Below are 25,770 nucleotides of genomic sequence, written 5' to 3'. Positions count from 1 at the left end.
ATAAGGGCATTTATTGCACGCCGCATGACAATGGATATTCCAGCTTGGTCGCAGAGCTGGGGAGTCAGGTTGATATTTTCAACGCTCATTTGGGCGTGGTCATGGATCACTCCAAAGCGAGTAAGAGTGTCGTCGCGAAGGACAAGGAAACTGGCCAAGAGTTAAGACTCTCCGCTGAGGAAAATAGGTTCACGGCGCCGCGCGTCATTTCGCAGCTGCCGTTGGAAAAAGGTGTGCTCCAGCACATGGCTTTTCCCGATCGCAAATCGATGAACGACTGGATTGCTGAGCAGAAGGCGCAAGGAAATGACGTGACTCCTTTGCAAAAGGCTGAGGAGCGGCAGTACTTCCTCGGCGAAGTGCATCATCAGCGAAAGTTCGGAGGCCCATGCGGACTCGGTGCGGTTGCGTATATCACGCAGACCTTCATGGCGCAGGCGTTTCCAGATCTCGCTCGGTCGAGCGCCGTGAAGGCCTTCCTCGACTACACGCAAGCCATCGCGAATGTCGCCCAAATCAAGGGCGGCTGTGGAGGCGTCGTGCCAGCTCAACCTGATCCAAAGCTGGCGCAGGCTCAACACGATCTAAGGATCGCGCTGGCGGCCTGGGGTGGAAAGGAACCTGTTTGGTGGGACTTCGACCCGCAGCCTGATTCGACGCCAAATGCCTTTGAATTTGGCCACCGCGTAACAGTTGGGGTGGACGCGTCGGACGGTCAGATTTTTGGCCGATTCACGTTATTTTCTTCGATTAATTTTGGGATGTGCTTTGGGATAGCAAGCACGCCGATCGTGAGCAGGACCGTGACGATTGACATTGACCCGTTGGCTGAGCATCCGCCCAATGACATCAGGAGGACTGAAAGCTCTCTCGCGTCCGCGCGCGTCGCGTGGCCGACGGAACCTACCGCAGGCTTGGCCGCCGCGATTAGCGGAAAGACTCAGGAGGCCATTTTTGCGAACTTAATTCGACGCATGGAAGAACATTCGCTCCGCAAGGCGGCGAGGAAAATGCATGCCGAGTTGGCAGTGTTTTCGAGCCTGTCTTCTGTCGAGGGCGACGAGTTGCTTTGCCGTGTTGTGGATAAGCAAGCGCAGCGTGTATGGAATCTCGCGAATTGGGTCATTTCGAACTTCAAGCTACATCTTGCGAAAGAGACTGGGGCTGTTATTGGGCCAATGCTTGATATGTTGATTGCGCGCGACCCTAGCTCCCCGAATGGACTGTCGGACACAGCAAGTGCGACACTTGAACTTGCCAAGAGCGCCCTGATTGCCCAGATGCGGGCAGACATCAAGGCTGGCTTTCTTGATGAACGCAGGATCGAAGAATTGTTGGGTGAGGGGCCGGGAGCGGCGGTGGTCGGCGAGCTTGTCTTAGCTCCGGTCGTGCAAGCCCTGTCGCGGTGAGCAGAGCGTGATGGACGGCAGCTAGTATCAGGTCACATTCAAACGAGGTCTGCTAAGGGGCGGAAGCCGCCTGTCGTTTTGAGGCAGTGTGTTTAGCCTGCCAGATCGTTAGGGACGGATTGCTTCCAGCTCCACGGTCATCGTACCGTCCGATGCGGTCCGCAGCAGGGCGCCGCTCTCGTACAGGATCTGTGCGCGGGCCAGAGCGTAGGCTTGCTGGTACTGCAGCCGCGCCAGGATGGCGTTGTTCAGGCGGTCCTCCACATTCAGCACGTCGATCAGCGTGGCGCTGCCCAACTGGCGCTTGGTGATCGTGTCCTTCAGCGCGCTGCGGTAGCGCTCTATCGTCTGCTCCGATGCGCGCAGCTGGGCGACGTAGCTGTTGTAGCCCAGGTAGGCCGCTTCCACATTGCCCAACACCGTTTGTTCCAGCACGCTGCGGCGCAGGCGGGCGCTGTCGGCGTTGGCGGCGGCCAGCCGCAGCGCGCCATTGTTGGCGGAATTCTCGACAGGCCATTGCACCGATAACTTGGCGGCGACGCCGGGACCGCTGCGGTGCACGGTCGGATCGAAGGCGGCCGACAAGGGACGCGTGCCTTCGCGCAGGCCGGCGTAGTAGGCCGACAGATCGAGGTCGGCCACCGGCTTGTTGTTGCTGCGGGCCGCTTCCAGCCGTTCCGCCATGGCCTGCTCACGCAGGCGCAGCGCGGCGATGTCGGCGCGCCGTTCCAGTGCATGCGGTCCCAATGCTTCGAGGCCGGCGCCGGCGGCGCGTTCCGGCAGCAGCTCGGACGGTTGCGGCAGCGTCTCGGTTTCCAGCGCGCCCATGCCGTACAGGCGTCCCAGCGCATAGCGGCCGTCGCGGGCGCGCTGCTGAGCGCCGATGCGGGCTGTTTCGCGCTCGGTCATGGCGGCGGTCAGCAGGTTCAGTTCCGACGGCGGCAGTTCGTCCTCGGCCACCATCTTCTCGGTTTCGCGGCGCAGCTGCCGCATGCGGGTCTCGGCGCTCAGCGCGACGTCGGCGGCGGCCACGCGCGAGGCCCAGTCCCAATAGGCCTGCACTACACTGAGCACCGAGCGCGCCACCACTTGTTCGGTGTCGCGCTTTGCTGCGGCGGCTTCCAGTTCGGTGGCTTTGCGGGTGGCCAGTTGGTCGCGGCCGGGATTTTTTTGCAGCGGCAGGCGCACCGTGAAGGTCAGCTTGTCGCTGCTCTGGCGCGGGATGTTTTGCGCTTCCTGAACGTTGTCGGCGGAGCGGGTGAGGGCGTAGATGCCGCTCAGCTGGATGCCGGAGTCGAGCTGGCGCGAGGCTCCGAAGCTCAGCGTGTTGGCGTTGATCAGTTGGTCGGTGCCGGCGGCCAGCGCCTTGGCGCGTTCGTCGGCGCGCAGCGGGCGCTCGTCGCGGCTGGCGCCTATCGCGCCGCTGGTGACCAGGTCGAACGGCGCGCGGCTGCCCTGTGCGATGCCTGCGGCGGCGCTTTCGTTGTAGCGTTGCAGTTCGATGTCCGGACTGCGTTCGAGCGCGAGGTTGATCGCCGCGCGCAGGTCCAGCACCGCTGGCGCAACGGATTGCGCGACAGCCGTCGGCGCGGCGCAGGCGAGCAGCGTGGCAATGGCGATATGGATCAAGCGCTTCACGTGCTAGCTCGCCAGACGTTTCAGCATGCGATCGAAGCGCGCGCCGGCCAGGTACAGCTTGTCGACCAGCTCTTCGTTGATTTCTTCCAGCTGCGGCTTGGACGGATCCGGCGCGGCGCTGCCGTAGCCGAAGCGGCGCGTGGTGTGGCGGATGCGGTCGGACATGAACACCGACAGAGCACGATAGAAGCGCGCGGCGAAGGGCGCGTCGGCTTCCAGCTTCTCGCGCAGCAGCGTGTTGGGCAGGCGCAGAGCCACCGCGCCTTCACCGGCGCGCACCGCCGCCGTGGTGCGTGCCGGATCGACCAGCGACATCTCGCCTATGATCTCGCCGCTGCCCAGCTCCACGATCAAGTCGCCGCCGCCGGTCAGCACGGAGAAGCTGCCGTCGAGGACGAAGTAGACGCTGTCTACGCGGCTGTCGAAGGCGATCAGCTCCGTGCCGGCGGGATAGCTGACACGTTCGCCGTAATTGGCCAGCCAGTCGACGTCTTCGTCCAGCAGTTCGCTGAGGATGAACAGGACCTTACGCATTGTGGGTATCAACCTTTTCGATATCTTGTGTGTCCATGAACTGGTCGCGCACCATGGCCTTGAACAGGCCATCCTGCGCCGTCAGTTCGCGGTAGTTGCCGCGTTCGACGATGCGGCCTTGGTCGATCACGACGATCTGGTCGGCCTCGGTCAGCGCCGTCAGGCGGTGGGCGATGACGATGCGCGTGACGCGCATGCGCGCCAGGTTGTTCATCACGCGGGCTTGCGCCGGACCGTCCAGCAGGCTGGTGGCCTCGTCGAGGAACAGCACCGGAGGCTTGCGCACCAGGGCGCGAGCGATCAGGATGCGTTGGCGTTGGCCGGCCGACAGCGTGTTGACGCCGACGCCGATCACCGTGTACATGCCCATCGGCAGGGCGCGGATGTCGTCGTCGACCGCCGCCGCCTCGGCCGCCGCCCAGGCGTCTTCGAGCGATGCGCCTGAGTCGCCGACGATGTTGCCGAGGATGTCGCCGGCCAGCAGCCGCGTGTCCTGCAGCACCACGCCGAACTGGCGCCGCAGCTTGCGCAGGTGCAGGTCGGCCAGGTCCTTGTCGTCGAACAGGATGGAGCCTGCGCTGGGCTTCTCGAAGCCCAGCAACAGCCGCATCAGGGTCGACTTGCCGGAACCGGAGGCGCCGACGATGGCGATGAAGTCTCCCGGCCGCGCGCTCAGCGACACTTCGTGCAGCACCGGCGGCCCGCCGGCGTAGCAGAAACTGACCTTGTTCACCTCCACCATGCCGGTCAGCTGGCCCGGATTGGCCTTGCCTTTTTCGACTTCCGGCACGGTGTCGAGAATGGGCTTGGCCTTGAAGTAGGCTCCGTTGACGGCCACCACGCTGATCAGCGTTTCGCACAGGCTGACCACGCCGTGGAACACGCCGCCGAACGCGGCGAAGAAGCCGACGAATTCGCCGGCGGAGAGTTTTTGCGCGCCGCCGCCGTTCATCATGTAGCCGGCGGCGGCAAACAGGAACAGCACGGCGAGGTGGTCGAGCGAACGGAAAAACACGGATTCGATGACGACCAGCTTGGCCTGGCCGACGTTGGGCACCTCGCCCAGCGCGTGCTCGCGGGTCCACAGCGCGAAGGCGCGGCCCTCGGCGCCCGCCACGCGGAGCTTGCCCACGCCTTGTATCATCTGCAGCACCAGCGTGGCCAGGTTGCGCGGCGAGTCCGGCGCGGCGATAGCGATCCTGACCGACTTGCGTCGGAACCAGGTGACGGCGACGGCCGCCACCAGCACCAGCGCCAGCGCCAGCAGCGACAAGCTGGCGCTGAACCAGAACAGCACCAGGAAGTTCAGCGCGGAGAAGGCGCCGGCGAAGATGTTGGCCACCGTGCGCGCCGACAGGATGCGTATCACCTTCTGGCAGGCGCGCACGCGCGTCTCGAGATTGCCGACCGAGTATTTGCGATGGAAGCTGGCCGGCATGCGCAGCAGGCGGTCCCACACGGCGGCCTGGATCGCCATGTCCATCTTGTCCTGGATGCGCAGCACCATCAGCGAGCGCACCAGCGAGAACAGCGCCACCGTCATGGTGACGAAGAACAGGCCCAGGCCCATCTGGATCAGCAGGTTGCCCTTGGCCGAGGGGATGATGGAGTCCATCACCCTGGCGCTGGCCAGCGGTACCACCAGGCCCAGCGCGCCGATCACGCCGGCCAGCGCGACCACGGCCGCCATCTCGCTGCCGTAGCCGCGCAGGCCGAAGCGCAGCAGGTCGATTTCCGTCAGCGCCTTGGCCGGCAGCGGGCGGTAGAAGACGTAGCCGTAAGGCTTGATGCGGGCCGCGCTGGCGGCATCGAGCACGGTGCGTTCACCGGCGGCGTTGACGGCGACGTAGCCGCGCTTCCAACGTTGCGGCAGCAATGCCAGCGGCTCCTCGGTGGCGGCGTCGAAGGCCAGCAGCGCGCCGCTGTCCATCTGCCACCAGCGCGCGCCCAGCAGAACCTGGCGGCTGCGCAGGCCGTTGGCTTCGGCCAGGTCGGCCGCCGTGTCGTTGTTGCCGCGACCGCGCCGGACTTCCTTCTTGAACTCGACGCCGATCAGGGCGCCGATGTGGCGCGCCACTTGCAGCAGCGGACCGGCTTCGCCGTCCTTGGGGGCGATCCAGTCGGCGTCACCTTCGACCAGGCCGGCGAGGGCGCCGATGCCGGTTTCCATGTCGCCGTCGTCGCGCGCGCGGGTGTCTGCCAGGCGCTGCTCTTCGTTGGCTTCCTCGGTGCAGCGCAGCTCCCACGCCATGACGAACGACAGCCGCCACAGTTTTTCCAGGCAGGCCATGCGGGTGGGGAAGTCGGCCTCGCCGAAGCGGAACACGTCCAGCGCCACGTCTTCCAGCACTGTGAACGACAGTTCGCGCGGCACCGCCAGCAGGTCGCCTGGCTGCAGCGTTTCGTGCTCCAGCCCCTCGACCTGCAGGCTGCCTTCCAGCACGCGCACCAGCACCAGCGCGGGGCTGGCGATGCGCTGACCGGCGGCGGCCTGGTAGCGGCCGCGCGTGATGGTGTCGTTGACGGGATTGGCGGCCGACGGCATTGGCCAGCAGCCGGCGACGGCGGCGGCGCCGTTCAGCCATGCGTCCAGCGGCGCGCTTTCCATTGAGTCTTCGCCGGCCAGCGGCACGCTGCGCGCGGTTCGCGTGTGGAAGGCCAGCGGCTGGTACGTCAGTGAGCCGGCCAGCACGTCGGCGATGGCCGGAATCACCGCCGGTGCGTTCACTTCGCCCAGCGGCAGCAGGCCGCGCCCGGGGCTTTGCGACGGCGTGCGGTGCAGCACCAGGCTGATGGCGCCTTCGGTCAACAGCATAGGCGCAGCCAGCGGGCGTGCCTGGCGCGGCAGGCCGTCCTGCTTGTCGGCCCGGTCTCTCATGCTTCCTCCAGCACGCGGCGGCAGGTGCTGTCGCGCCGCGCGTACAGCGTGTCGAACAGGCCTTCTTCGGTGATGGCGCCGCGTTCCAGCACCATCACGCGATCGCAGGCCTGCAGCGAGAAGCGGCGGTGCGTGATGATGATGGTGGTGCAGCCACGCCGGCGGCAGTTGTCCATGATGCGTGCTTCGGAGGCGGCGTCGATGGAGCTGGTCGATTCGTCGAGCAGCAGGATGCGCGGATTGCCGGCCAGCGCGCGGGCGATGTCGAGCCGTTGGCGCTGGCCGCCGGACAGGTTGCGGCCGTTTTCCTGCATCGGCGTGTCGTAGCCCTTCGGCATGGCCATGATGAAGTCGTGGATCAGCGCATCCTTGGCGGCGCTGACGATCTGCGCTTCGGTCAGGCTGCTGTCCCACAGCGTCAGGTTCTCGCGCACCGTGCCTTCGACGAACTGGATGTCCTGGTCGACGTGGGCGACGGAACTGGCCAGCATCGCGCGCGGATAGTGGAGGCGCGGCTTGCCGTCGAAGCGGATCTCGCCGGCGTCGGGGCTGTACATGCCGGCCACCAGCCGCGCCAGCGTCGACTTGCCGCTGCCGGATGCGCCGATGATGCCGATGCGCTCGCCGGCCACCGCGCTGAAGTCGAGGTTGTCGAACAACGGCTTGTCCTGCGGGCTGTAGGCGAAGCGCAGGCCGCTGAGTTCAAAGGCGCCGGACAGTTTTTGCGACAGGTCCGGATCCTGCGGCGCGGGCGCGGTGGTCAGTGGGTCGACGCTGCAATTGAGGACGTCGTCCAGCCGCTGCAGGTCGCCGCGCAGGCGCTGGACCTTTTCCAGCACGTTGAACAGGTCCGACATCGGCCGCGAGAAGTTGTAGACCAGGCCCTGGTAGGCGATCAGCATACCGATGGTCAGGTAGCCGTCCATCACGCGGAAGCCGCCGATGACCAGGATCAGCGTGGCGTTGAACATCATCAGGAAGGCCGGCACCTGGCTGTACATGGCGCTGCTGGTTTCCATGCGCTGGTTGGCGTTGACCACCAGCGCCTGCTGCGCCATGTGCCTGGTGTAGAAATGGCTGTCGTCGGCGCCGGCCTGCAGCGTCTCCAGCATGGCGATGCCGTTGGAGGCGTTGCCGCGCAGGCGGCCGTCGGCGATGGCGTAGCTGATCGACAGTTCCTGCGTGCGCTTGGCGGCGTAGCGGAAGGCCGCCATGCTGGCGCAGACCATGGTCACGCTGATGCAGGTCAGCAGCACGTCGTAGGTCAGCATCACGGCGACGAAGAAGAAGGCCAGGCCGCCGTTGATCAGCGCCCGCGCCAGGTCGCCCGACACCACCTTGGCCACCGATTCGTTGAGGGCCAGGCGCGAGGCCACCTCGCCCGGCGCACGCTGCGAAAAATACAGCACCGGCAGATGCAGGATGTGCCAGAAATAGCGGCCCGTCGCGGCCAGCGCCAGCTTGTACTGCAGCCGCAGCAGATGGTAGCCCTGCAGCCAGGCCAGGCCCGCCTCCAGCATCGTGCTGAGGAACAGGCCGAGCAGGATGGGCAGGAACCAGCCCATCTGGCTGTCGATCAGGATGCGGTCGACGAACAGGCGCGTGAAGACCGGGATCACCATGCCCGGCACCACCATGAACAGGCCGGCCAGGGCGGCGAAGATCAGCGCCGGGCGGTCGCTGGCCATGCGCGCCAGCATGGCTTGCAGCAGGCCGCCGGTGGCGCCGCCGGTCTTGAAGTCGGCGTCCGGCTCGAAGGTCAGCACGACGCCGGTGAAGGCGGCGGCGAAATCCTCGGCGCGCACCTGGCGGCGGCCGCTGGCCGGGTCGTTCAGGTACGCCATGCCGTCGGCGAAGCCTTCGACCACGACGAAGTGGTTGAAGTTCCAGAACACCATGAACGGCATCTTCAGCTTCGGCAGCTCGGCCGCTTCGGTGCTCCAGGCGGTGGCCTGCATGCCGAAGCTGCGGGCGGCGCGCAGCAGGTTGCTGACCTTGGCGCCGTCGCGGCCGACGCCGCAGCGCACGCGCAGCTGCTCCAGCGGCTCGTGGCGGCCGTGGTAGCCGAGGATGATCGCCAGCGCGGCGGCGCCGCATTCCAGCGATTCCATCTGCAGCACCGTCGGCGTGCGCACGACGTTGCGCTGTATGGCTTTGTTCAATAGGCCCATGTCAGCTGGTCCCCGTCAGTTTTTTGATCAGCGGCCAGACGAATTCGATCGGATGCTGTTCGCGCACCACGATCTCGGCGCTGCACATCGACCCGCTGCGCACGTCCGGCGGCTGGCGCGCGGCGCCGGACCAGGCGTAGTTGCCGTCGGGCCGGCGCAGCAGCGCGGACTGGATCTGCGTGCTGACGCCGTCGCCGGCCAGTTCCTTGACCACGTCCGGATTGTTGAGGCGCTGGTTGATCGCCTCGCGGCTGGCGGGGAAGGCCGACACGGCGCCGATCTGCGCGCGGATGAAGCCGAACTCCTGGCGCTTGACGTTGGTCGGCGTGATCTCCGCGCTCATGCCTGCCTGCAGCAGCTTGCCGTCGGCGGCGTGGACGAAGATCAGCGCCGACAACGGCGGTGGCAGTTTGCTGCCGTTGCCGCCATTGCCGCCGTTGGCCAGCTCGATCGAGGCGATGTCGCCGCCGGCCGGCAGCGCCAGGCCGTTGCGGGTCTTCAGCTCGATGACGGTGCCGGCGTGCGGCGCGCGCACCTGCATCAGTTCGCGCTGCTGGAGCTGCAGTTGCGCCAGTTCGCGCTCCGCCTCGGCCACTTGCAGCGCCAGCTGGCCGGACTCGCCGTTCAGGTTGCGCTGTTCCTCCTGCGCCTGGAAGTCCAGCTGCTTGGCGCGGCTTTGCAGGCCGGCCTGCTCGATCGCCAGCTTGTCGACCTGGTCCTGCGCCGACAGCAGCGACTGCCGGGTCGACAGGCCTTGCTCGAACAACGATTGCTGCCCCTGCAGGCGTTTGGCCGCCAGTTGCTGGCGCTCGGTCAGCGTGCGCAGGCGTTCGGCCACGGTGGCCTGTTCGCTGGCGACGCCGTTGCGGCCCAGTTGCAGGCTGCGGGCGATGACCGGTGCGGCGGCGTCGCTGCGGCGGCGCAGTTCGGCCAGCCGCGCTTCGGCCTTGCGCAGGCGGGTGTCGAATTCGGGACGGGAGATGGTGGCCAGCAGTTGGCCGGCGGCGACGCTGTCGCCGGGGCGGATGGCGATGCCCTCGACGCGGCCGTCGACGGCGCTGGCGATGTTGTCGACGCCCTGCGGCGACAGCAGCAGGCAGCGGCCCTTGATGCGGGTGTCGACGACGCCGAACACCAGCCAGGCGCAGCAGAGCAGCAGCAGGATCAGCGCGCCGGCAACGAACAGGCGCTTGGGCGGGTGATTTACCGACGGCAAGACATCCGCGCGGTCGGGCGAGATCAAGCGTTCCAACGACGGATTCCGGTTCGCGCCCACGGTACTGTTGTTTACCTAATGACTAAGAGTAAAAGTATAACGTTTTTTCGACCGGAAAGATATCTCATAAGCAATAACTCGTTGCTCCATTACATCGCTCACCGGCTTGCAGGCAGGCTGCGGGCGAAACCGTTATTATTCCGGCATCGGTTTCGATGTCCATCTTCAGGAGCATTTGCATGAGCAATATCGCACTTTCCATCGTCCAGGCCAGGGTCGGCGATCGCAACGACCTGGCCATCGCAGGCGCCAGGTCGCTGGGCGCGCTGCTGGGCGAGCGGCTGGCACTGGCGCCCGTGCTGCTCGGCCATCCCCGGCCTGCCATCGGCGCGGACTGGAAAGTGGAGCTGGACGCGGCGCTGCCCGAGCTGACGGCGATAAGCGCGCACTTCAACCTTTTGATGGCGCAGGGCAGGCGCCCGCTGACCGCGTCCAGTCGCTGTTCCGCGTCGCTGGCCACCTTGCCTGCCGTCGCCGCGCACCGGCCGGATGCCTGCGTGGTGTGGTTCGACGCCCATGCGGACCTGAACACGCCGGCCACCACCGGCAGCGGCTACCTGGGCGGGATGGCGCTGTCCGGGCCGCTGGGCTTGTGGGATTCCGGCCTGGGCGCCGGCCTGGCCTTGTCGAACGTGATCCTGGTCGGCCAGCGCGACATCGACCCGGCCGAGCAGGCACTGATCGACGGCGGGGCGGTCAGGCATATCGCGCCGGGGCCGAACCTGGCCGCCGAACTGCGCGCCGCGGTCACCGGCCGGCCGGTGTACATCCACCTGGATTGCGACGTGCTCGAGCCGGGCATCGTGCCCACCGAATATCGCTGCGATCACGGCCTCAGCCTGGAAGACCTGCATGCGGCGGGCACCGTGCTGGCGGAGGTGGAGATCGTCGGCCTGGAAATCGCGGAATTTCAAGACGCGTGGGAAGCGGGCGGGGCGCCGGTATCGCCCGGGCCGCTGATCGACAGCCTGGAGCCGGTCATTAGGCGCCTGCTGGCCGACGACTACCTGGCGGTCAGCGACGTAATCGATTTCCACCATCCCGACGTGGCCGCGCTGGCGCGCACCTTGGCGGCGGATACGCCGGAGGCGACGGCGCGCCGCTGCTTCGAATGGGTACGCGACCGTATCCAGCACAGCATCGATTTCAAGCGCGACGAGGTCAGCGTCAACGCCTCCGAGGCGCTGGCGCTGGGCACCGGCCTGTGCATCGCCAAGAGCCACCTGCTGGTGGCGCTGCTGCGTGCCAACGGCATCCCGGCGGGCCTGTGCTACCAGCGCCTGACGCTGCGTGACGCCGGCTCGCCGTTTTGCACGCACGCGCTGGTCGCGGTGTGGCTGAAGGAGGGCGGCTGGTACCGCTGCGACGCGCGCGGCAACAAGGCCACCGTCCATTGCGAGTTCACCCCCGGCCATGAAAACCTGGCGTTCCCGGTGGTGACGGACGGCGAGCGCCTGTATCCGCAAGTGTGGGCGCAACCGTGGCCTGACTTGGTGCGGCGCCTGCGCGCGCTGCCATCGATCGCCGCTTATTGCGAAACGCCGATCGACGCGCGGATGCCGCTTTAGGTTAACCGTCGCACCAGCTGGCGGCCTGGGTTGGAAAGGGACGATTCCACGGCTTCCCATGGCAAAGTTACTTGGCTCACACACTTGTGTTCGGGGTAGGTGCGCGCCGTCGGCCAAAAATTCTGGCCTTCCCGCCTAGGCTTGCCTGAGTCGTAAAAGCTGATTGCCCCGCAGTCCTCCTCCTCGCAAGCCTAGCATAACGCGCTCTAGCGATAATCAGAGCATTACCTGGGACCTTGCCGGTAACCCTACGGTGAGCAGCAGGGCCGGTGTATCGAGCACTATTGTTCTAAATTCGCAAAGTAACCGGATCGACTCGGTCAGCGGGGGAGTTTCGCGGAGCTATTCTTATGATGGTATCGGCAATGTGCTAAATGACGGAACTCACGGCATCACCTATGACACTTTTGATCGTACACAAACGATGACCGTTGCTGGTGTGACGACGACATACTCAACTAATGCTCTGAATCAACGTGTTCTCAAGGGCACAAACCGGTATATTTACGATGAGCAAGGACATCTGATCTACGAGAATGGTGCAACTCCCACCAGCTATGTTTGGTTGGAAGGTTTGCTGATCGGCGTCGCTCGTAGCGGCACGTTTTACGCGGTCCATTCAGATCAGCTCGGACGTCCAGAAGTACTGACTAGTACTGCCGGCGCTGTCGTTTGGCGCGCAAACAACACGGCGTTTGATCGCACCGTTGTGGTCAATACCATCGGCGGGATGAATATCGGTTTCCCTGGACAATATTATGATTCGGAGTCCAGCCTGTGGTACAACTGGAATCGTTATTATGATCCGGCCGTAAAGCGCTACATCCAGAGCGATCCACTTGGCATCGCGGCCGGTGTAAACACCTATGCGTATGTCAATGGCAATCCGGTGAGCGTGACGGACCCTACAGGTAACTGCCCGTGGTGCTTCGGCGCGGTTGTAGGTGGACTATTCGGAGGCGGTACCAATCTGATTCAGCAACTAAACGGCGATGCTCCAATCAACTGGGGCGTTGTTCTCGTCAACACCGCTGGCGGGGCGCTTTCCGGTGCTTCCGGCGCATGGGTTGGTGCCGTCACCACTTCCGTTGCGAAAAGCGCGCTTGCTGGGGCTATTTTTAACGGCGGAATAGGTATGGCGACCCAAACTGCAAGTAATCTGCTTGGCTGCGACCCTGCAGGCAAAGGCCAGGCCGCCAACTTTGTCCGAAATGCTATGCTGGGGGCCGTAGGAGGAGCAGTCGGGCAAATGGCCGCTAATATCGGAGTTGGCTTGCAGGCTGGATTGAATAGAAGTAACTTGCTGAGCCTTGGCAAGGGATTGGGATATAGCCCCGCCAATTCTACCTTGGCTCCAAATATGAATGCTATTGGCGTCTCTTCATCGAATTTTCTCGGAAACCTGAGTGGGTTCAGTGATCTTCCCAATGGCCCTGGTTGGCATTAAGGAAAAATCATGATACGAGATTTGATAATTGGGTTGCTCAAATTTGTGGCAATAGGCTTGTTCCTAGGAGCGATGATCGGTTTCTCCGTGTATTTCAGCTCTTCGGGCCCGGGACGCCTTCGTAATTCAGTAGGATTTGCTATGCTTCCCCTTTCGGCTTTCTTGATCTATGGCGCTTCAATGGCGAGACAAATCTGGAAAATATGGAGAGCAAATAAGCACAACTAGTCTCTGACGGCGAATCGGCCTGTCACGTCGGCGAGTTCGTATTCGGGCTCGCCGATTTTATTTTTACGGCATTTCCGTCAAGGTGGTGGTAAGCGTCTGCTCAGCGACGTCTGGAATGTGGTGATGACTTGGTCGATGATGGCATTACCCCGCTGGGAGCTGCGCAATAGTCCCGGTGGTCTTGGTTGGCATTGAAGGGGATTGTGATGAGAGAGTTGATAGTGGCGTTGCTTAAATTTGTGGCCACGGGCGCCTTCGCAGGGGCTGTGTTCGGTTTCCTCCTGTATTTTGGTTCGTCGGGCCCAGCACGCCTTCGTAATTCAGTGGGGCTTGCCATGTTGCCCCTTTCGGTTGTTTTAATCTATGCCGTACCAATGGCGATACAAGTCTGGAAAATATGGAGAGCAAATAAGCGCAACTAGCCTCTGACGACGAATCATCCTGTCGCGTCGGCGAGTTCGTTTTCGGACTCGCCGATTTTTTTCGTCAAGTTGCAACTCTGAGTGAAAATTGCGGTAGTGCCTGTGCTGTCACAGCCGTGTTCGGTGCGACGACGTCATTTGCTGCGTGATGGCCACCGGCGCCGGTCGCTTGGCCTCGGTACGAGGCCGGACCAATGGTTTCACCTCCGCCATGGAGCGCGCGGCCGCAGGCTGAGCGCTCAGTTTGAACACGCTGACCACCTGCGCCAGTTCGCTGGCCTGGTCGTGCAGCGAGTGGGCCGCCGCGCCGGCTTCCTCCACCAGCGCGGCGTTTTGCTGTGTCGCCTGGTCCATCTGATTGACGGCCTGGCCGATCTGGGCGATGCCCGAGGTCTGCTCGTCGGTGGCCGAGGCGATTTCTCCCATGATGTCGGTCACGCGCTGGACACTGGCGACGATCTCGGACATGGTCGCGCCGGCCTGATCGACCAGCCTGGCGCCGGCGTCGACCTGCTGCACCGAGTCGTCGATCAGGGCCTTGATTTCCTTGGCCGCCGCCGCGCTGCGCTGGGCCAGGTTGCGCACCTCGGTCGCCACCACGGCAAAGCCGCGTCCCTGTTCGCCGGCGCGCGCCGCCTCGACCGCCGCGTTCAGCGCCAGGATATTGGTCTGGAAGGCGATGCCGTCGATCACGCCGATGATGTCGGCGATCTTGCGCGACGAATTGTTGATCGAGCCCATGGTGTCGACCACTTGTGCCACCACGGCGCCGCCCCTGGCCGCCACGTCGGACGCGGACACCGCCATCGCGTTGGCCCGCCGCGTGTTTTCAGCGTTGCGGTGCACGGTGTCGTTGAGCGCCTCGATCGAGGTGGCGGTTTCCTCCAGCGAGCCGGCTTGCTGCGCGGTGCGGGACGACAGATCGAGGTTGCCCGAGGCGATCTGGCCGGAGGCGGAGGCGATGGCGTCGGTGCCCTGGCGCGCCTGGGTGACGATCTGGGCCAGCTTGTCGCGCATGTCGCGCATCGCGTGCAGCAGGCTCGATTCATCGCCGGGTGCCGTTGCCACTTCGACCGTCAGATCGCCGGCCGCGATGCGGTTGGCGATCTCGGCGGCCAGCGCCGGCTCGCCGCCCAGTTGCCTGCGCAGGCCGCGCGTGATGATCTCCGTCACGACCACGCTGGTGGCCAGGGTGGCCGCCAAAATCAAGGCGCTCTGCCAGGCGGCGGTGGCGATGCGTTCGCGCGCCGACGCCTCGTCGGTTTCGGAGCGCTTGGTGGCCATCTGAACCAGTTGGTCGATGACCTTGCGGTGCGTTTCATAGAGGCTGCCCAGCCGCGTCATCGCCGCCGCGGCGGCATCCTTGTCCTGCTTCATCAGCGCGGGGACATACGTGTCGAACGCGGTCTGATAGAACGCCATCGCAGGCTCGTGCGCCCGCTCCAGCATGGTTTGTTTCAGTTCGGGTTCCAGCGGCTGCTGGGCCCAGTAGGCATGCCGCGTATCGTAGTCGTTCTTGAGTTCCTTCAGGCGCTCCGCCAGCTTCTGCTGCGCGCCTTTGTCCTCGGTGGCCGCCATTTGCAGGCATACCATATAGGATTCGATGATGTATTCCGGCGGAGGAAGGATGTCGGCGATCAAGTCCTTGCTTTGCACGATGCGGTCGTAGATCGGCCCGTTGACCTTGATTTCACTGAGGATCTTGAACGACCAGCTTCCGTAGATCGCGAAGCCGGCCACGAAACAGCCGATTAATACGAAAAAACGCGTCTTGACGTTCAATCTCTCCAGCATGCTGCGCCTCCTTCGGTGAACTTACGTATTTGTTGAAGAATAGCAAAGAAATCGCGTTGATGGCAGCGGCTGAGGCTGAGATGCCTATAAGGATATCCTTACCCGTGGTTAACAAAAAAAGGCGCCCGCAGGCGCCTTGGATGCGATACGGCGTACGCGGTCAGGTGTAGTCTTCCGCGTTCAGGCCCATGACGTGCGAGAAGCCGCCGTCGACATAGGTGATTTCGCCGGTGATGCCCGAGGCCAGGTCCGACAGCATGAAGGCGGCGGTGTTGCCCACTTCTTCGATGGTGACGTTGCGGCGCAGCGGCGCGTGCGACGAGGCAAAGCCCAGCAGCTTGCCGAAGTCCTTGATGCCGGAGGCGGCCAGGGTCTTGATCGGGCCGGCGGAGATGCCGTTGGCGCGAATGCCCAGCTTGCCCAGGTTTTCCGCCAGGTAGCGTACCGACGCTTCCAGCGACGCCTTGGCCAGGCCCATGGTGTTGTAGTAAGGGATGGCACGGACCGCGCCCAGGTAGGACAGGGTCAGCAGCGACGAGCCTTCCTTCAGCAGCGGCAGCGCGGCCTTGGCCATCGCCGGGAAGCTGTAGGCCGAGATGTCGTGGGCGATGCGGAAGTTCTCGCGGCTCAGGCCGTCCAGGAACTCGCCGGCGATGGCTTCGCGCGGCGCGAAGCCGATCGCGTGCACCAGGCCGTCCAGCTGCGACCAGCTCTTGCCCAGGTCGGCGAACAGCGCGTCGATCTGTTCGTCGCTGCCGACGTCGCAGTCATACACCAGGCTGCTGCCGAATTCGGCGGCGAATTCGGTGATGCGGTCTTTGAAGCGTTCGCCGACGTAGGTGAACGCCAGTTCGGCGCCTTCGCGATGGCAGGCCTTGGCGATACCGTAAGCGATGGAACGGTTCGACAGCAAACCAGTGATGAGGATTTTTTTGCCTTGCAAGAACGCCATAGTGACTCCGATTGCAACTGCGCGCCCGGGCTTGCCTTAGTGGATTGCTAAGCTGGCTGGCGACGTCAGTGGGGTTGTTGTTAGTGTGAGAGGCCCGTTGCCGGCCGCTGCAAGACCAAGATTGTAGGGCGACTGAGCCGCGACTGCAACCTTTGATCGCAGCCGCAGCCCCGGTTCCGCGCGCGCCGACGGCGGCGGCGCGGGCTCAGCGGGGGTCAGTTGTCTTTCTTGTGGCGGGATTTGCCCTTGGCGGCGTCGCGCGACACGTGGGCCTTGACCAGCGCCACAGGGCTGGATTTGGCGGATTTGCCGCCCTTGGCCAGCTTGTAGCCCGATTTGCCGGTGGTGCGCTCGCGCTCGGCTTCAAACGCGACCGTGGCGTTGCGCTCGACTTCCGGCGAGATGTCGACGCTGGCCGAGGTGGAGATTTTCGGCACCAGGATCGTCGAACCGGCCTTCAGCAGCGATTTCTGCGGGATATTGTTGGCCTGGCGCAGCACTTCCGGCGTGGTGTGGAAGCGCGACGCCAGGGTGCCGATGCTTTCGCGGGCGCTGGTGATCTTGTGCGTGGTCCAGGTCGACAGTTCCTTGCCCCATTGCGCCAGGTTCAGGTGGAACTTGTCGGCGTTTTCCTTCGGCAGCAGGATCTTGGTCTGTTCGTCGCCGGTGATGACCGGGCGCTTGAACTGCGGGTTCAGCGCCTTGAACTCGTCGACCGACAGCTCGGCCAGGTGGGCGGCGATGGTCAGGTCGATGTCGCTGGTCTTGTCGACGGCGGTGAAGTAGGGGGTGTTGTCGATGGCCGGCAGGCTCAGGCCGAACTGGGCCGGATTGGCGATGATGTTCTTCACCGCCTGCAGCTTGGGCACGTAGTTGCGGGTTTCGGCCGGCATCAGCTCGGCCAGGCTTTCGAAATCGGTCGGCTTGCCGGCGGCCTGGTTGCGCTTGATGGCTTTCTGCACCGAGCCTTCGCCCCAGTTGTAGGCGGCCAGCGCCAGTTGCCAGTCGCCGAACATGTCATACAGGCGCTGCAGGTAGGTCAGGGCGGCGTCGGTCGAGGCCAGGATGCCGCGGCGCTCGTCCTTGAAGGCGTCCTGCTTCAGGTTGAAATCGCGGCCGGTGCCCGGCACGAACTGCCACATGCCGGCCGCGTTGGCGCTCGACAGCGCTTGCGGGTTGAACGCGGACTCGATGAACGGCAGCAGCGCCAGCTCGGTCGGCATGCCGCGCTTTTCCAGTTCGGTGACGACGTGGAACAGGTAGCGCGAGGCGCGCGCCGTGGTGCGGGCGATGTAGTCGGGGCGGGTGGCGTACCAGGTCACGTGCTTGCCGACCAGCTCGTTATTAATATCCGGAATGGCGTAGCCGCTGCGGATGCGGCCCCACACGTCTTTCTCGCGGAAAGCATCATCGTCGGCAAGCTTTGCCGGTTTGTTGATTTTCAGGGAGGAAACGTCGAGGGCGGGAGGTTTGGGCAGGGGAGACAGCGGCGTGGTCGCCGCCGGCGGCAGCTCCAGCGCCATATCGCGGGCCTGGCTGATCGCCGGCGCCATCAGCGCCAGCAGTGCCGCCAGGGCCGCGGATTTAGGAATTCGTGCTTGCATAGTTTTCCATTGTTGCCGAAGGTGAAACATCGGACGGACCATGAATAAACGTGGAGTGTACGAAGGTCGCCCGGTCGAGTCAAGGAATATGTCAGGCGGATGACTAATTCTTTTATGCAATAATTCTATGTAAATAAGGCTCAGATCGCTGCATATTGGCTGAAGTATGAGATAGCGCAAAGAATGCGTACAATCTCGTCTTTGAGTAGTTCACCAAGGAATAGAAATATGAGCAGCCCCGCCATCGATCACGACGCCGTTATCGCCGAGACCGTCAATTGGGTGGAAAAGGCCGTGATCGGCCTGAACCTGTGTCCGTTCGCCAAAGCCGTCCATGTCAAGCAGCAGATCCGCTATGTCGTCTGCGACGCCGATACGCCGGAGGCGCTGCTGGAAAAGCTGATGGAAGAGCTGGAATACCTGGCCGAGGCGGACCCGGACAAGGTCGACACGACCATCATCATCCATCCCAACGTGCTGGCCGACTTCGAGGACTACAACGAGTTCCTGGACGTGGCCGACGCCGCGCTGGAAGACATGGACCTGGACGGCATCCTGCAGGTGGCCAGCTTCCACCCGGACTACCAGTTCGCCGACACCCACAAGAACGACATCGAGAACTACACCAACCGCTCGCCGTACCCGAGCCTGCACCTGCTGCGCGAAGACAGCGTGGAGCGCGCCGTGGAGGCATTCCCGGAGGCGGCCGACATCTTCGAGAAGAACATCGACACCCTGCGCACCCTCGGCCACGACGGCTGGGACAAGCTGATGCAGGTGAAATGATGGGCGATTTGCCGGTCCGGCCGGACACGCCATGCGTGGCGGTGTGTTCGACCACGTTCGACGAGATCTGCCGCGGCTGCGGACGCAGCGTGGTGGAGGTGGCGCACTGGGTATCCATGAGCGCCGAGCAGAAAGAGCTGGTGTGGCAGCGCATCCTGGCGCAGGGTTACCCGCGCCGGAATACCTAGCCGATATTAATAAGTGCCGATGAAATTCTTCTTGCCGATGTCCAGGCCGTTGTGGCGCAGGATGTCGTAGGCGGTGGTGGCGTGGAAGAAGAAGTGCGGCAGTGCGTAGTGGAACAGATAGCTCTGGCCGGTGAAGTGCTTGGTCTTTTCGCCGCTGCCGGTGGTGATTTCGCGCGTTTCGCTGCCTTCGATGGCCGCCTGCGGCACGCTGTCGATGTAGGCCAGCGTCTTGACGATGCGGGCTTTCAGCTCGGCGAAGGTGGTTTCGGTGTCGTCGTACGACGGCACTTCCAGGCCGCCCAGGCGGGCTGCTGCGCCTTTGGAGAAGTCGCAGGCGATCTGGATCTGGCGGGTGAACGGCAGCATGTCCGGGAACAGGCGGAACTGCAGCAGCGCGTTCGGTTCGATCTTTTTCTCGGTCGCGTGGGCCTCGGCTTTGTCGAGGATGGCCAGCAGGCTGTTGAGGATCTGCTTGAACACAGGAATGGAGGCGGAGTACATGGAGAAGGTGGTCATGGCGGGTTCCTCTGTTGAATGGAGCCGCGATGATAGCCTGCCTGTGGGTTTTTTGCTCGGGCCGTGATTTTTCATGCATTTTCCGTGCATAATTCCGATTAGTATTAGAAGAGTAATAGTAAAAAGTTTGCGCTACCACTTACTTACCGACTGACGATGCAAACTTACCAACCTACCCGTGATGGTGCATGACTAGCACCATCTATCAAAAAATGCGCGCCAGGCTGAGCGCGCTGTACGGTCTGTCCATCTACGGTGCGCTGCTGCTGGTGGTGTTCGGCGGTCTGGTGATCCCGGCCATTATCGGCAGCTACCTGCTGATCGGCGTGCACGAGCAGCAGTCGGCGCGCGCGACGCTGAAGGAATCGCTGCAGCGCAACGCCGACATCCTCGCGCTGGGCATGCAGGAATCGCTGTGGAACATGAACGCCGAATCGGCCCATTCGCTGGTTGAGTCGGTGATGCGCGACCGTTCCGTGCTGCAGGTGGAGGTGGTGGGCCAGGCCGACACCCAGTTCATGAAGCTGCATTCGCCGCGGCAGGCGGCCGGCAACGTCTACCGCGCCGAGCGCGAGATCCTGGTGCGCGGCGAGCGCATCGGCCGCATCATGGTCGAGATGGACGACGCCCGCAGCCAGCAGGAACTGCGCGAGAAGCAGATTTCCTACGTGTTCGTGCTGGCGGCGCAGCTGATGGTGTCGCTGCTGCTGATCGTGCTGTTTCTGAATACCCGGCTGATCAAGCCGCTGCGCAAGCTGATGCGCTTCTCGGACCGCCTGTCGCACGGCGATTTCGAAACCCGGCTGGACCTGACCGGCAGCGATGAACTGGGCCGCCTGGCCAGCCAGCTGGACCAGATGCGGGTGGCGATCAAGCGCCTGTTCGAGGACATCGGCCAGCGCGAGGAGCGCTTCCGCACCATCGTCACGCAGGTGCCGGGCGCGGTGTTCCGTTTCCGTCCCAACGGCCCGATCGACTTCGTCTCCGACGCGATCGAAGAGATCTCCGGCTATTCGGCCGCGCAGTTCATGCGCAGCACCACGCATTCGTGGATCAACCTGATCGAGCCGGAAGACCGCGAGAAGCAGCGCCAGGCCGTGTCCGATGCAATCCACAATGGCGAACCGTACGAGGTGGAATATCGCATCCTCGACGCCTCCGGCAATGAACGCTGGGTGGCCGAGAACGGCCAGCCGCAGCCGCACGACGGCGAAGGCAACGCGCCCTGGGTGGACGGCATCATTTCCGACATCAGCCAGCGCAAGCACAACGAGATGCGCATCGAGGCGCTGCTGGCCGAGCAGAGCGCGATCCTGGACAACGTGATGTTCGGCGTGATGTTCGTGCGTAACCGCCAGATCGTCTCGGTCAACCGCCGCTGCGAAGAGCTGTTCGGCTACGAGCCGGGCGCCATGACCGGCGCCTCCACCTCGATCGTGTTCCCCAATTCCTTCGACTTCGAATCGGCCGGCGCGCGCCAGTACCCGTCGCTGTCGAAGGGCGACTACTTCAACGAGGAGCGCCACTACCGCCGCAAGGACGGCAGCCTGTTCTGGTGCATGGTCAGCGGCTATGCGCTCGACCACAACCGCGCCAACGAGGGCAGCATCTGGGTGTATGCCGACGTCACGCAGCGCAAGGAGGCCGAGGAGAAGCTGCGCCTGTCGGCCACCGTGATCGAGCACATCGCCGACGGCGTGGTGGTGCTTGACGCAAGCGGCACCATCGTCGCCGTCAACCCGGCGTTCACGCAGATCACCGGCTACACCGAGGCCGAGGCGCTGGGCCGCGACCGCACGCTGACGCGCTCCGGCCGCCACGACGAGGAATTCTACGACGCCATGTGGCAGGAGCAGATGGAGAAGGGCTTCTGGCGCGGCGAGATCTGGAACCAGCGCAAGAACGGCGAGCTGTATCTGGAGTGGCTGACGGTGAGCGCGGTGCGCGACAGCCGCGGCGAGACCACGCATTACGTCGGCGTGTTCAGCGACATCACCAAGGTCAAGGAATCGCAGGAAAAGCTGGACCACCTGGCGCACCACGATCCGCTGACGGCGCTGCCGAACCGTTTGCTGTTCCACGACCGCCTGCAGCACGCCCTGCAGCGCGCCGCGCGCGACGGCGAACAGCTGGCGCTGCTGTTCATCGACCTGGACCGCTTCAAGAACGTCAACGACACGCTGGGCCACCACATCGGCGACGAGCTGCTCAAGCAGGTCGCCAAGGCGTTGCAGGAGCGCCTGCGCGAGGGCGACACGCTGGCGCGCCTGGGCGGCGACGAGTTCATCGTCCTGCTGGAAAATATCGACAACGAGTTCGGCGCCAGCCAGGTCGCCGAGAAGCTGGTGCAGATGTTCGAGCAGCCGTTCATGGTGGCCGGGCACGAGCTGTTCGTCACCTGCAGCGTCGGCATCAGCCTGTTCCCGGAAGACGCGGTCGACCTGAACATGTTGATCCGTAACGCAGACGTGGCGATGTACCAGGCCAAGGCGCGCGGCCGCAACGGCTACAGCTTCTATGCGCCGTCGATGACCGGCGAGGGCGTCGAGCGCCTGCGCCTGGAGACCTTCCTGCGCCGTTCGATCGAGAAGGACGAGATCTTCCTGAACTACCAGCCGCAGGTGGAAATCGATACCGGCCGCCTGGTCGGCGTCGAGGCGCTGGTGCGCTGGAACCATCCGGAACTGGGCCTGATACCGCCGATCCGCTTCATTCCGCTGGCCGAGGACACGGGCTTCATCAACCAGCTTGGCAAGTGGGTGCTGGAAGAAGCCTGCCGCCAGATGATACGCTGGCAGGAGGCCGGCCTGGTCGTGCCGAAGATGGCGGTCAACCTGTCGGCCAAGCAGTTCGAGCGCGGCAGCATCGTCAACATGGTGGCCGACATCCTGCGCGAGACGGGACTGGAACCGGGCCGCCTGCAGCTGGAAGTGACCGAATCGGTGATCATGAATACCGGCGACGCCATGGTCTTCATCAACGACCTGCATTCGATCGGCGTGGGCCTGGCGATCGACGATTTCGGCACCGGCTACTCGTCGCTGGCCTATCTGAAGCAGCTGCCGGTGCAGACGCTGAAGATCGACCGTTCCTTCATCAAGGATATCTCGACCGACGTCAACGACGAGGCGATCGCCATCGCGATTATCCAGCTGGGCAAGAGCATGAATCTTTCCGTTATCGCGGAAGGCGTGGAGACGGAAGAGCAGGCGGCGTTCCTGCTGCGCCATGGCTGCCATCTGGCGCAGGGCTATTTCTACAGCAAACCGCTGGCTGCCGCCGACATGCTGGACCGCTGGCACAAATAATAAAAACCGGAGACTGGTATGCACGGAGTGAAGACAGGATCGCGCCGCCGTTTTATTTTCGGCGGCGTGGCGGCCGTTGGCGCGCTGGTGGTGGGCTGGGGCGTGATGCCGGCGCGCCAGCGCTTGAACGCTTCGCATCCGCTGCCGGTGAGCGACGGCGCGGTGGCCTTGAATGGCTGGGTCGCCGTCGGCGCGGACGGCATGGTCACCGTGGCCATGCCGCGCAGCGAAATGGGGCAGGGCGTCCATACCGCGCTGCCGATGCTGGTGGCGGAGGAGCTGGACGTGCCGCTGGCCTCCGTGCGGCTGGTGCAGTCGCCCATCGATAAAATCTTCGGCAATATCGCCATGCTCAAGGACGGCCTGCCGTTCCACCCGGACGACAGCGGCAACCTGAAGGCTGCGGTGAGCTGGACCGTCGGCAAGGTGGCGCGCGAGCTGGGGCTGATCATCACCGGCGGCTCGTCCAGCGTGAAGGATGCATGGCAGCCGATGCGCGAGGCCGGCGCTTCCGCGCGCGCGATGCTGGTCGCGGCGGCGGCCAGACAATGGAACGTGGGCGTCGCCGCCTGCTGTACCGAGGACGGTTTCGTGATCCACGCCGATGGCCGCAGGCTGGCCTATGGCGCGCTGGCCACTGCCGCCGCCACTTCCGAGCCGGGCGAGATCCGGCTCAAGTCACCCAAGGATTTCAAGCTGATCGGCCATGCGCAGCCGCGCCGGGATACGCCTTCCAAGGTCAATGGCACGGCGGCTTTCGGCATCGACGCGCGGCCTGCCGGCATGGTGTATGCGGCGGTGCGCATGTCGCCGGTGATCGGCGGGACTGTCGCCAGCGTCAAGCAGGATGCGGTGTTGAAGATGCCGGGCGTGCTGCGCGTGGTCGATTTTTCCAGCGCGCTGCCGGAGAAGACCGGTGCCGGCGCCGGTGTGGCGGTGGTGGCGTCGACCTGGTGGCAGGCCAGGCAGGCCGCGCTGGCGCTGGAGGTGCAATGGAATGCGGGAGCGCAGGCCGGCTTGTCCAGCGCCGCGATCTATGCAGACTTTGCCGCCAGGCTGGATGCGGAGTCGGGCCATGCCTACTACAAGGCCGGCGACATGGATGCGGTGGAAGGCAAGGCCGCGGGCGTCGCCAAGACGGTGAAGGCCGAGTACCGCGCGCCCTACCTGGCGCATGCGGCGATGGAGCCGGTCAACTGCACGGCGCAGGTCAAGGATGGCAAGGTGTATCTGTGGGCGCCGACGCAGTCGCCAGGATTTGCAGTGGAAACGGCGGCCAAGGTTGGCGGCGTCTCGACCGATAATGTGGTGCTGGTGGTGACGATGCTGGGCGGCGGTTTCGGCCGCCGGCTCGATGTCGACATGGTGGCGCAGGTGGTGGCGGTGGCCAAGGCTTCCGCCGGCGTGCCGGTGCAGATGATCTGGTCGCGTGAAGACGACATGACGCACGATGTGTATCGCCCGGCGGCGCTGGCGCGTTTCAACGCCAGCCTGGATGCGGCGGGCAATGTGCTCGGCTACGACAACAAGTCGGCCAGTGGATCGGTGTCGCACCAGTTCATGAAGCGCAACCTGGGCTTGCCGCCGGGGGGGCCGGACAAGACCACCGCCGAGGGCGAATTCGACATGCAGTACGAGTTTCCGAACCAGCGCATCGCGCATGTGATCGTGGACAGCCCGGTGCCATTGGGTTACTGGCGTTCGGTGGGGCACTCGCACAATGCGTTTTTCAAGGAGAGCTTTGTCGACGAACTCGCGCACGCGGCGGGCAAGGACAGCGTGGAGTTCCGGCGCGGCCTGCTGAAGCGGCATCCGCGCCATCTGGCGGTACTGAATGCGGCGGTGGCCAAGGCCGGCGCCGCACCGGAGGGCCGCGCGCACGGCGTGGCGCTGCACCAGTCGTTCGGCACCATCGTCGCGCAGGTGGCGGAGGTGTCGGTGGAGGGCACGGAGATCAAGGTGCACCGGGTGGTGTGCGCGGTCGATTGCGGGATCGCGGTCAATCCGAACATCATCGCGCAGCAGGTTGAGTCGGCGGTGGTGTTCGGGCTGTCGGCGGCGCTGTTCGGCGCGGTGACGATCAAGGACGGCAAGGTCGAGCAAAGCAATTTTGGCGATTATCCCGTGCTGCGCATGAACCAGGCGCCGGAGGTGGAAACCATCATCATGCCGAGCGCCGAGCATCCGGAAGGCATGGGCGAACCGGCCACGCCACCAATCGCGCCTGCCGTCGCCAACGCGGTGTTTAAACTGACGGGCAAGCGCCTGCGCAGTTTGCCGCTGACGCTGTAGGTTCAATTCTTGTTAGAGAGAGGTCGGCATGAAAGCTGTCGTTACTGGTCATTCGCGGGGGCTGGGCCTGGCGCTTGCGGGCGAGTTGTTGTCGCGCGGAATACCGGTGCTGGGTTTGGCGCGCGGAGAGAGTGCCGCGTTGCAGCAACGCTTCGGCGCGGCGCTGCGGCAGCAGGCGCTGAGTCTGGCCGATAGCGGCGCGGTATTGCGCTGGCTGGACAGCGGGGCGCTGGGCGATTTCCTGCAGGGCGAGGACGAGGTGCTGTTGCTCAATAATGCGGGCACCGTCCAGCCGACCGGCCGCGCCGACCGGCATGCCCCGGACGCCATCGCCGCGGCCATCGCGCTCAATGTCAGCGCGCCGCTGATGCTGACCAGCGCCTTCCTGGCGGCTACGCCGCTGGCGAAGCAGCGGCGCATCTTGCACCTGTCTTCGGGCGCCGCGCAGCAGGCTTATCCTGGGTGGAGCATCTATTGCGCCAGCAAAGCCGCACTCGACCATCATGCCCGCGCTGTGGTCGCGGACGCCATTCCCGGCGTGCGCATCTGCAGCCTGGCGCCGGGCGTCATCGATACCGACATGCAGGCCGAGGTCAGGGGCGCCGAGCTCGATGGTTTCCCCTTGCGCCCGCGTTTCGAGCAATTGAAGGCCGAAGGTCACTTGAGCTCTCCGGCAGATTGCGCTCGCGAGGTCATCGATTATCTGCTGCGGCCGGATTTCGGCAGCCAGGCGACCGCCGATTTGCGTAATCTCTAGGC

The 25,770-nt window shown here is 64.3% G+C and carries 17 protein-coding genes; 8 read left to right on the top strand and 9 right to left on the bottom strand.

The genetic code is table 11. The features are described 5' to 3' along the window. Nucleotides 1-44: 44 nt before the first annotated feature. Nucleotides 45-1,409 (top strand): hypothetical protein, encoded by a 1,365-nt coding sequence (locus ACCD07_RS10825; RefSeq protein WP_413447344.1) that lies wholly within the window; start codon nt 45-47, stop codon nt 1,407-1,409. A gap of 108 nt (nt 1,410-1,517) precedes the next feature. On the opposite strand, the gene ACCD07_RS10820 is transcribed toward ACCD07_RS10825, so the two are convergent. From ACCD07_RS10820 to ACCD07_RS10800, 5 genes are read right to left on the bottom strand one after another with little or no spacing between them, the layout of a single operon-like run. After that, the gene (locus ACCD07_RS10820; protein ID WP_413447343.1) at nt 1,518-3,047 is read right to left on the bottom strand and encodes a TolC family protein; all 1,530 of its coding nucleotides are present in this window, start codon (nt 3,045-3,047) and stop codon (nt 1,518-1,520) included. A 3-nt stretch (nt 3,048-3,050) separates the two neighbouring features. Next, nucleotides 3,051-3,581, bottom strand: a complete 531-nt coding sequence (locus ACCD07_RS10815; RefSeq protein ID WP_176653845.1) for a cyclic nucleotide-binding domain-containing protein — start codon at nt 3,579-3,581, stop codon at nt 3,051-3,053. Further along, a complete protein-coding gene (locus ACCD07_RS10810; RefSeq protein WP_413447342.1) occupies nt 3,574-6,459 on the bottom strand; it encodes an NHLP bacteriocin export ABC transporter permease/ATPase subunit in 2,886 nt (961 codons plus the stop codon). The genes ACCD07_RS10815 and ACCD07_RS10810 overlap by 8 nt, the downstream gene beginning before the upstream one ends. Further along, nucleotides 6,456-8,630: an NHLP family bacteriocin export ABC transporter peptidase/permease/ATPase subunit gene (locus ACCD07_RS10805; RefSeq protein WP_413447341.1), complete on the bottom strand. Its 2,175-nt coding sequence runs from the start codon at nt 8,628-8,630 to the stop codon at nt 6,456-6,458. The genes ACCD07_RS10810 and ACCD07_RS10805 overlap by 4 nt, the downstream gene beginning before the upstream one ends. Nucleotide 8,631: 1 nt before the next feature. After that, nucleotides 8,632-9,882, bottom strand: coding sequence for an NHLP bacteriocin system secretion protein (locus ACCD07_RS10800; RefSeq protein WP_413447340.1), 1,251 nt, complete (start codon nt 9,880-9,882; stop codon nt 8,632-8,634). A gap of 203 nt (nt 9,883-10,085) precedes the next feature. Between ACCD07_RS10800 and ACCD07_RS10795 the strand changes: the two genes are divergently transcribed. Beyond that, entirely contained in the window at nt 10,086-11,474 is a 1,389-nt protein-coding gene (locus ACCD07_RS10795) for an arginase family protein (protein WP_413447339.1), read from the top strand. A gap of 253 nt (nt 11,475-11,727) precedes the next feature. Next, a complete protein-coding gene (locus ACCD07_RS10790) occupies nt 11,728-12,921 on the top strand; it encodes an RHS repeat-associated core domain-containing protein (protein WP_176653849.1) in 1,194 nt (397 codons plus the stop codon). 758 nt (nt 12,922-13,679) lie between these two features. Here the strand turns inward: ACCD07_RS10790 and ACCD07_RS10785 are convergent. The 3 genes from ACCD07_RS10785 to ACCD07_RS10775 form a co-directional block, all read right to left on the bottom strand. After that, nucleotides 13,680-15,365, bottom strand: coding sequence for a methyl-accepting chemotaxis protein (locus ACCD07_RS10785; RefSeq protein WP_413447338.1), 1,686 nt, complete (start codon nt 15,363-15,365; stop codon nt 13,680-13,682). 160 nt (nt 15,366-15,525) lie between these two features. Then, on the bottom strand, nt 15,526-16,317 hold the full coding sequence (gene fabI, locus ACCD07_RS10780; protein WP_413447337.1) for an enoyl-ACP reductase FabI: 792 nt from the start codon (nt 16,315-16,317) through the stop codon (nt 15,526-15,528). Between the two features lie 215 nt (nt 16,318-16,532). Then, the gene (locus tag ACCD07_RS10775) at nt 16,533-17,921 is read right to left on the bottom strand and encodes a transglycosylase SLT domain-containing protein (protein WP_353402342.1); all 1,389 of its coding nucleotides are present in this window, start codon (nt 17,919-17,921) and stop codon (nt 16,533-16,535) included. A gap of 228 nt (nt 17,922-18,149) precedes the next feature. Between ACCD07_RS10775 and ACCD07_RS10770 the strand changes: the two genes are divergently transcribed. Next, nucleotides 18,150-18,707 carry a DUF1415 domain-containing protein gene (locus ACCD07_RS10770; RefSeq protein WP_413447336.1) on the top strand — a complete coding sequence of 186 codons (558 nt, stop codon included), beginning with the start codon at nt 18,150-18,152 and terminating at the stop codon, nt 18,705-18,707. Further along, complete coding sequence (locus ACCD07_RS10765; RefSeq protein ID WP_141753242.1) at nt 18,704-18,895, top strand: DUF1289 domain-containing protein; 192 nt, start codon at nt 18,704-18,706, stop codon at nt 18,893-18,895. The genes ACCD07_RS10770 and ACCD07_RS10765 overlap by 4 nt, the downstream gene beginning before the upstream one ends. 6 nt (nt 18,896-18,901) lie before the next feature. On the opposite strand, the gene ACCD07_RS10760 is transcribed toward ACCD07_RS10765, so the two are convergent. Further along, complete coding sequence (locus ACCD07_RS10760; RefSeq protein WP_176653854.1) at nt 18,902-19,411, bottom strand: DUF1993 family protein; 510 nt, start codon at nt 19,409-19,411, stop codon at nt 18,902-18,904. A gap of 188 nt (nt 19,412-19,599) precedes the next feature. On the opposite strand from ACCD07_RS10760, the gene ACCD07_RS10755 reads away from it, so the two are divergent. From ACCD07_RS10755 to ACCD07_RS10745, 3 genes are read left to right on the top strand one after another with little or no spacing between them, the layout of a single operon-like run. Beyond that, nucleotides 19,600-22,719 carry an EAL domain-containing protein gene (locus ACCD07_RS10755; RefSeq protein ID WP_413447335.1) on the top strand — a complete coding sequence of 1,040 codons (3,120 nt, stop codon included), beginning with the start codon at nt 19,600-19,602 and terminating at the stop codon, nt 22,717-22,719. Between the two features lie 18 nt (nt 22,720-22,737). Beyond that, nucleotides 22,738-25,011 (top strand): molybdopterin cofactor-binding domain-containing protein, encoded by a 2,274-nt coding sequence (locus ACCD07_RS10750; RefSeq protein WP_413447334.1) that lies wholly within the window; start codon nt 22,738-22,740, stop codon nt 25,009-25,011. Between the two features lie 28 nt (nt 25,012-25,039). Then, nucleotides 25,040-25,768: an SDR family oxidoreductase gene (locus tag ACCD07_RS10745; RefSeq protein WP_413447333.1), complete on the top strand. Its 729-nt coding sequence runs from the start codon at nt 25,040-25,042 to the stop codon at nt 25,766-25,768. Nucleotides 25,769-25,770 lie beyond the last annotated feature (2 nt).

It is taken from the genome of Duganella sp. Dugasp56 (assembly GCF_047304105.1).
GTDB lineage: Bacteria > Pseudomonadota > Gammaproteobacteria > Burkholderiales > Burkholderiaceae_D > Rugamonas > Rugamonas hordei.
This window is presented reverse-complemented; position numbering and strand designations above follow the sequence as displayed.

Coding starts and splice junctions, on each gene's coding strand:
- ACCD07_RS10815 (WP_176653845.1), bottom strand. CDS start 3,581: ATGCGTAAGGTCCTGTTCATCCTCAGCGAACTGCTGGACGAAGACGTC.
- ACCD07_RS10810 (WP_413447342.1), bottom strand. CDS start 6,459: ATGAGAGACCGGGCCGACAAGCAGGACGGCCTGCCGCGCCAGGCACGC.
- ACCD07_RS10805 (WP_413447341.1), bottom strand. CDS start 8,630: ATGGGCCTATTGAACAAAGCCATACAGCGCAACGTCGTGCGCACGCCG.
- ACCD07_RS10795 (WP_413447339.1), top strand. CDS start 10,086: ATGAGCAATATCGCACTTTCCATCGTCCAGGCCAGGGTCGGCGATCGC.
- ACCD07_RS10785 (WP_413447338.1), bottom strand. CDS start 15,365: ATGCTGGAGAGATTGAACGTCAAGACGCGTTTTTTCGTATTAATCGGC.
- fabI (WP_413447337.1), bottom strand. CDS start 16,317: ATGGCGTTCTTGCAAGGCAAAAAAATCCTCATCACTGGTTTGCTGTCG.
- ACCD07_RS10775 (WP_353402342.1), bottom strand. CDS start 17,921: ATGCAAGCACGAATTCCTAAATCCGCGGCCCTGGCGGCACTGCTGGCG.
- ACCD07_RS10770 (WP_413447336.1), top strand. CDS start 18,150: ATGAGCAGCCCCGCCATCGATCACGACGCCGTTATCGCCGAGACCGTC.
- ACCD07_RS10765 (WP_141753242.1), top strand. CDS start 18,704: ATGATGGGCGATTTGCCGGTCCGGCCGGACACGCCATGCGTGGCGGTG.
- ACCD07_RS10760 (WP_176653854.1), bottom strand. CDS start 19,411: ATGACCACCTTCTCCATGTACTCCGCCTCCATTCCTGTGTTCAAGCAG.
- ACCD07_RS10755 (WP_413447335.1), top strand. CDS start 19,600: ATGACTAGCACCATCTATCAAAAAATGCGCGCCAGGCTGAGCGCGCTG.
- ACCD07_RS10750 (WP_413447334.1), top strand. CDS start 22,738: ATGCACGGAGTGAAGACAGGATCGCGCCGCCGTTTTATTTTCGGCGGC.
- ACCD07_RS10745 (WP_413447333.1), top strand. CDS start 25,040: ATGAAAGCTGTCGTTACTGGTCATTCGCGGGGGCTGGGCCTGGCGCTT.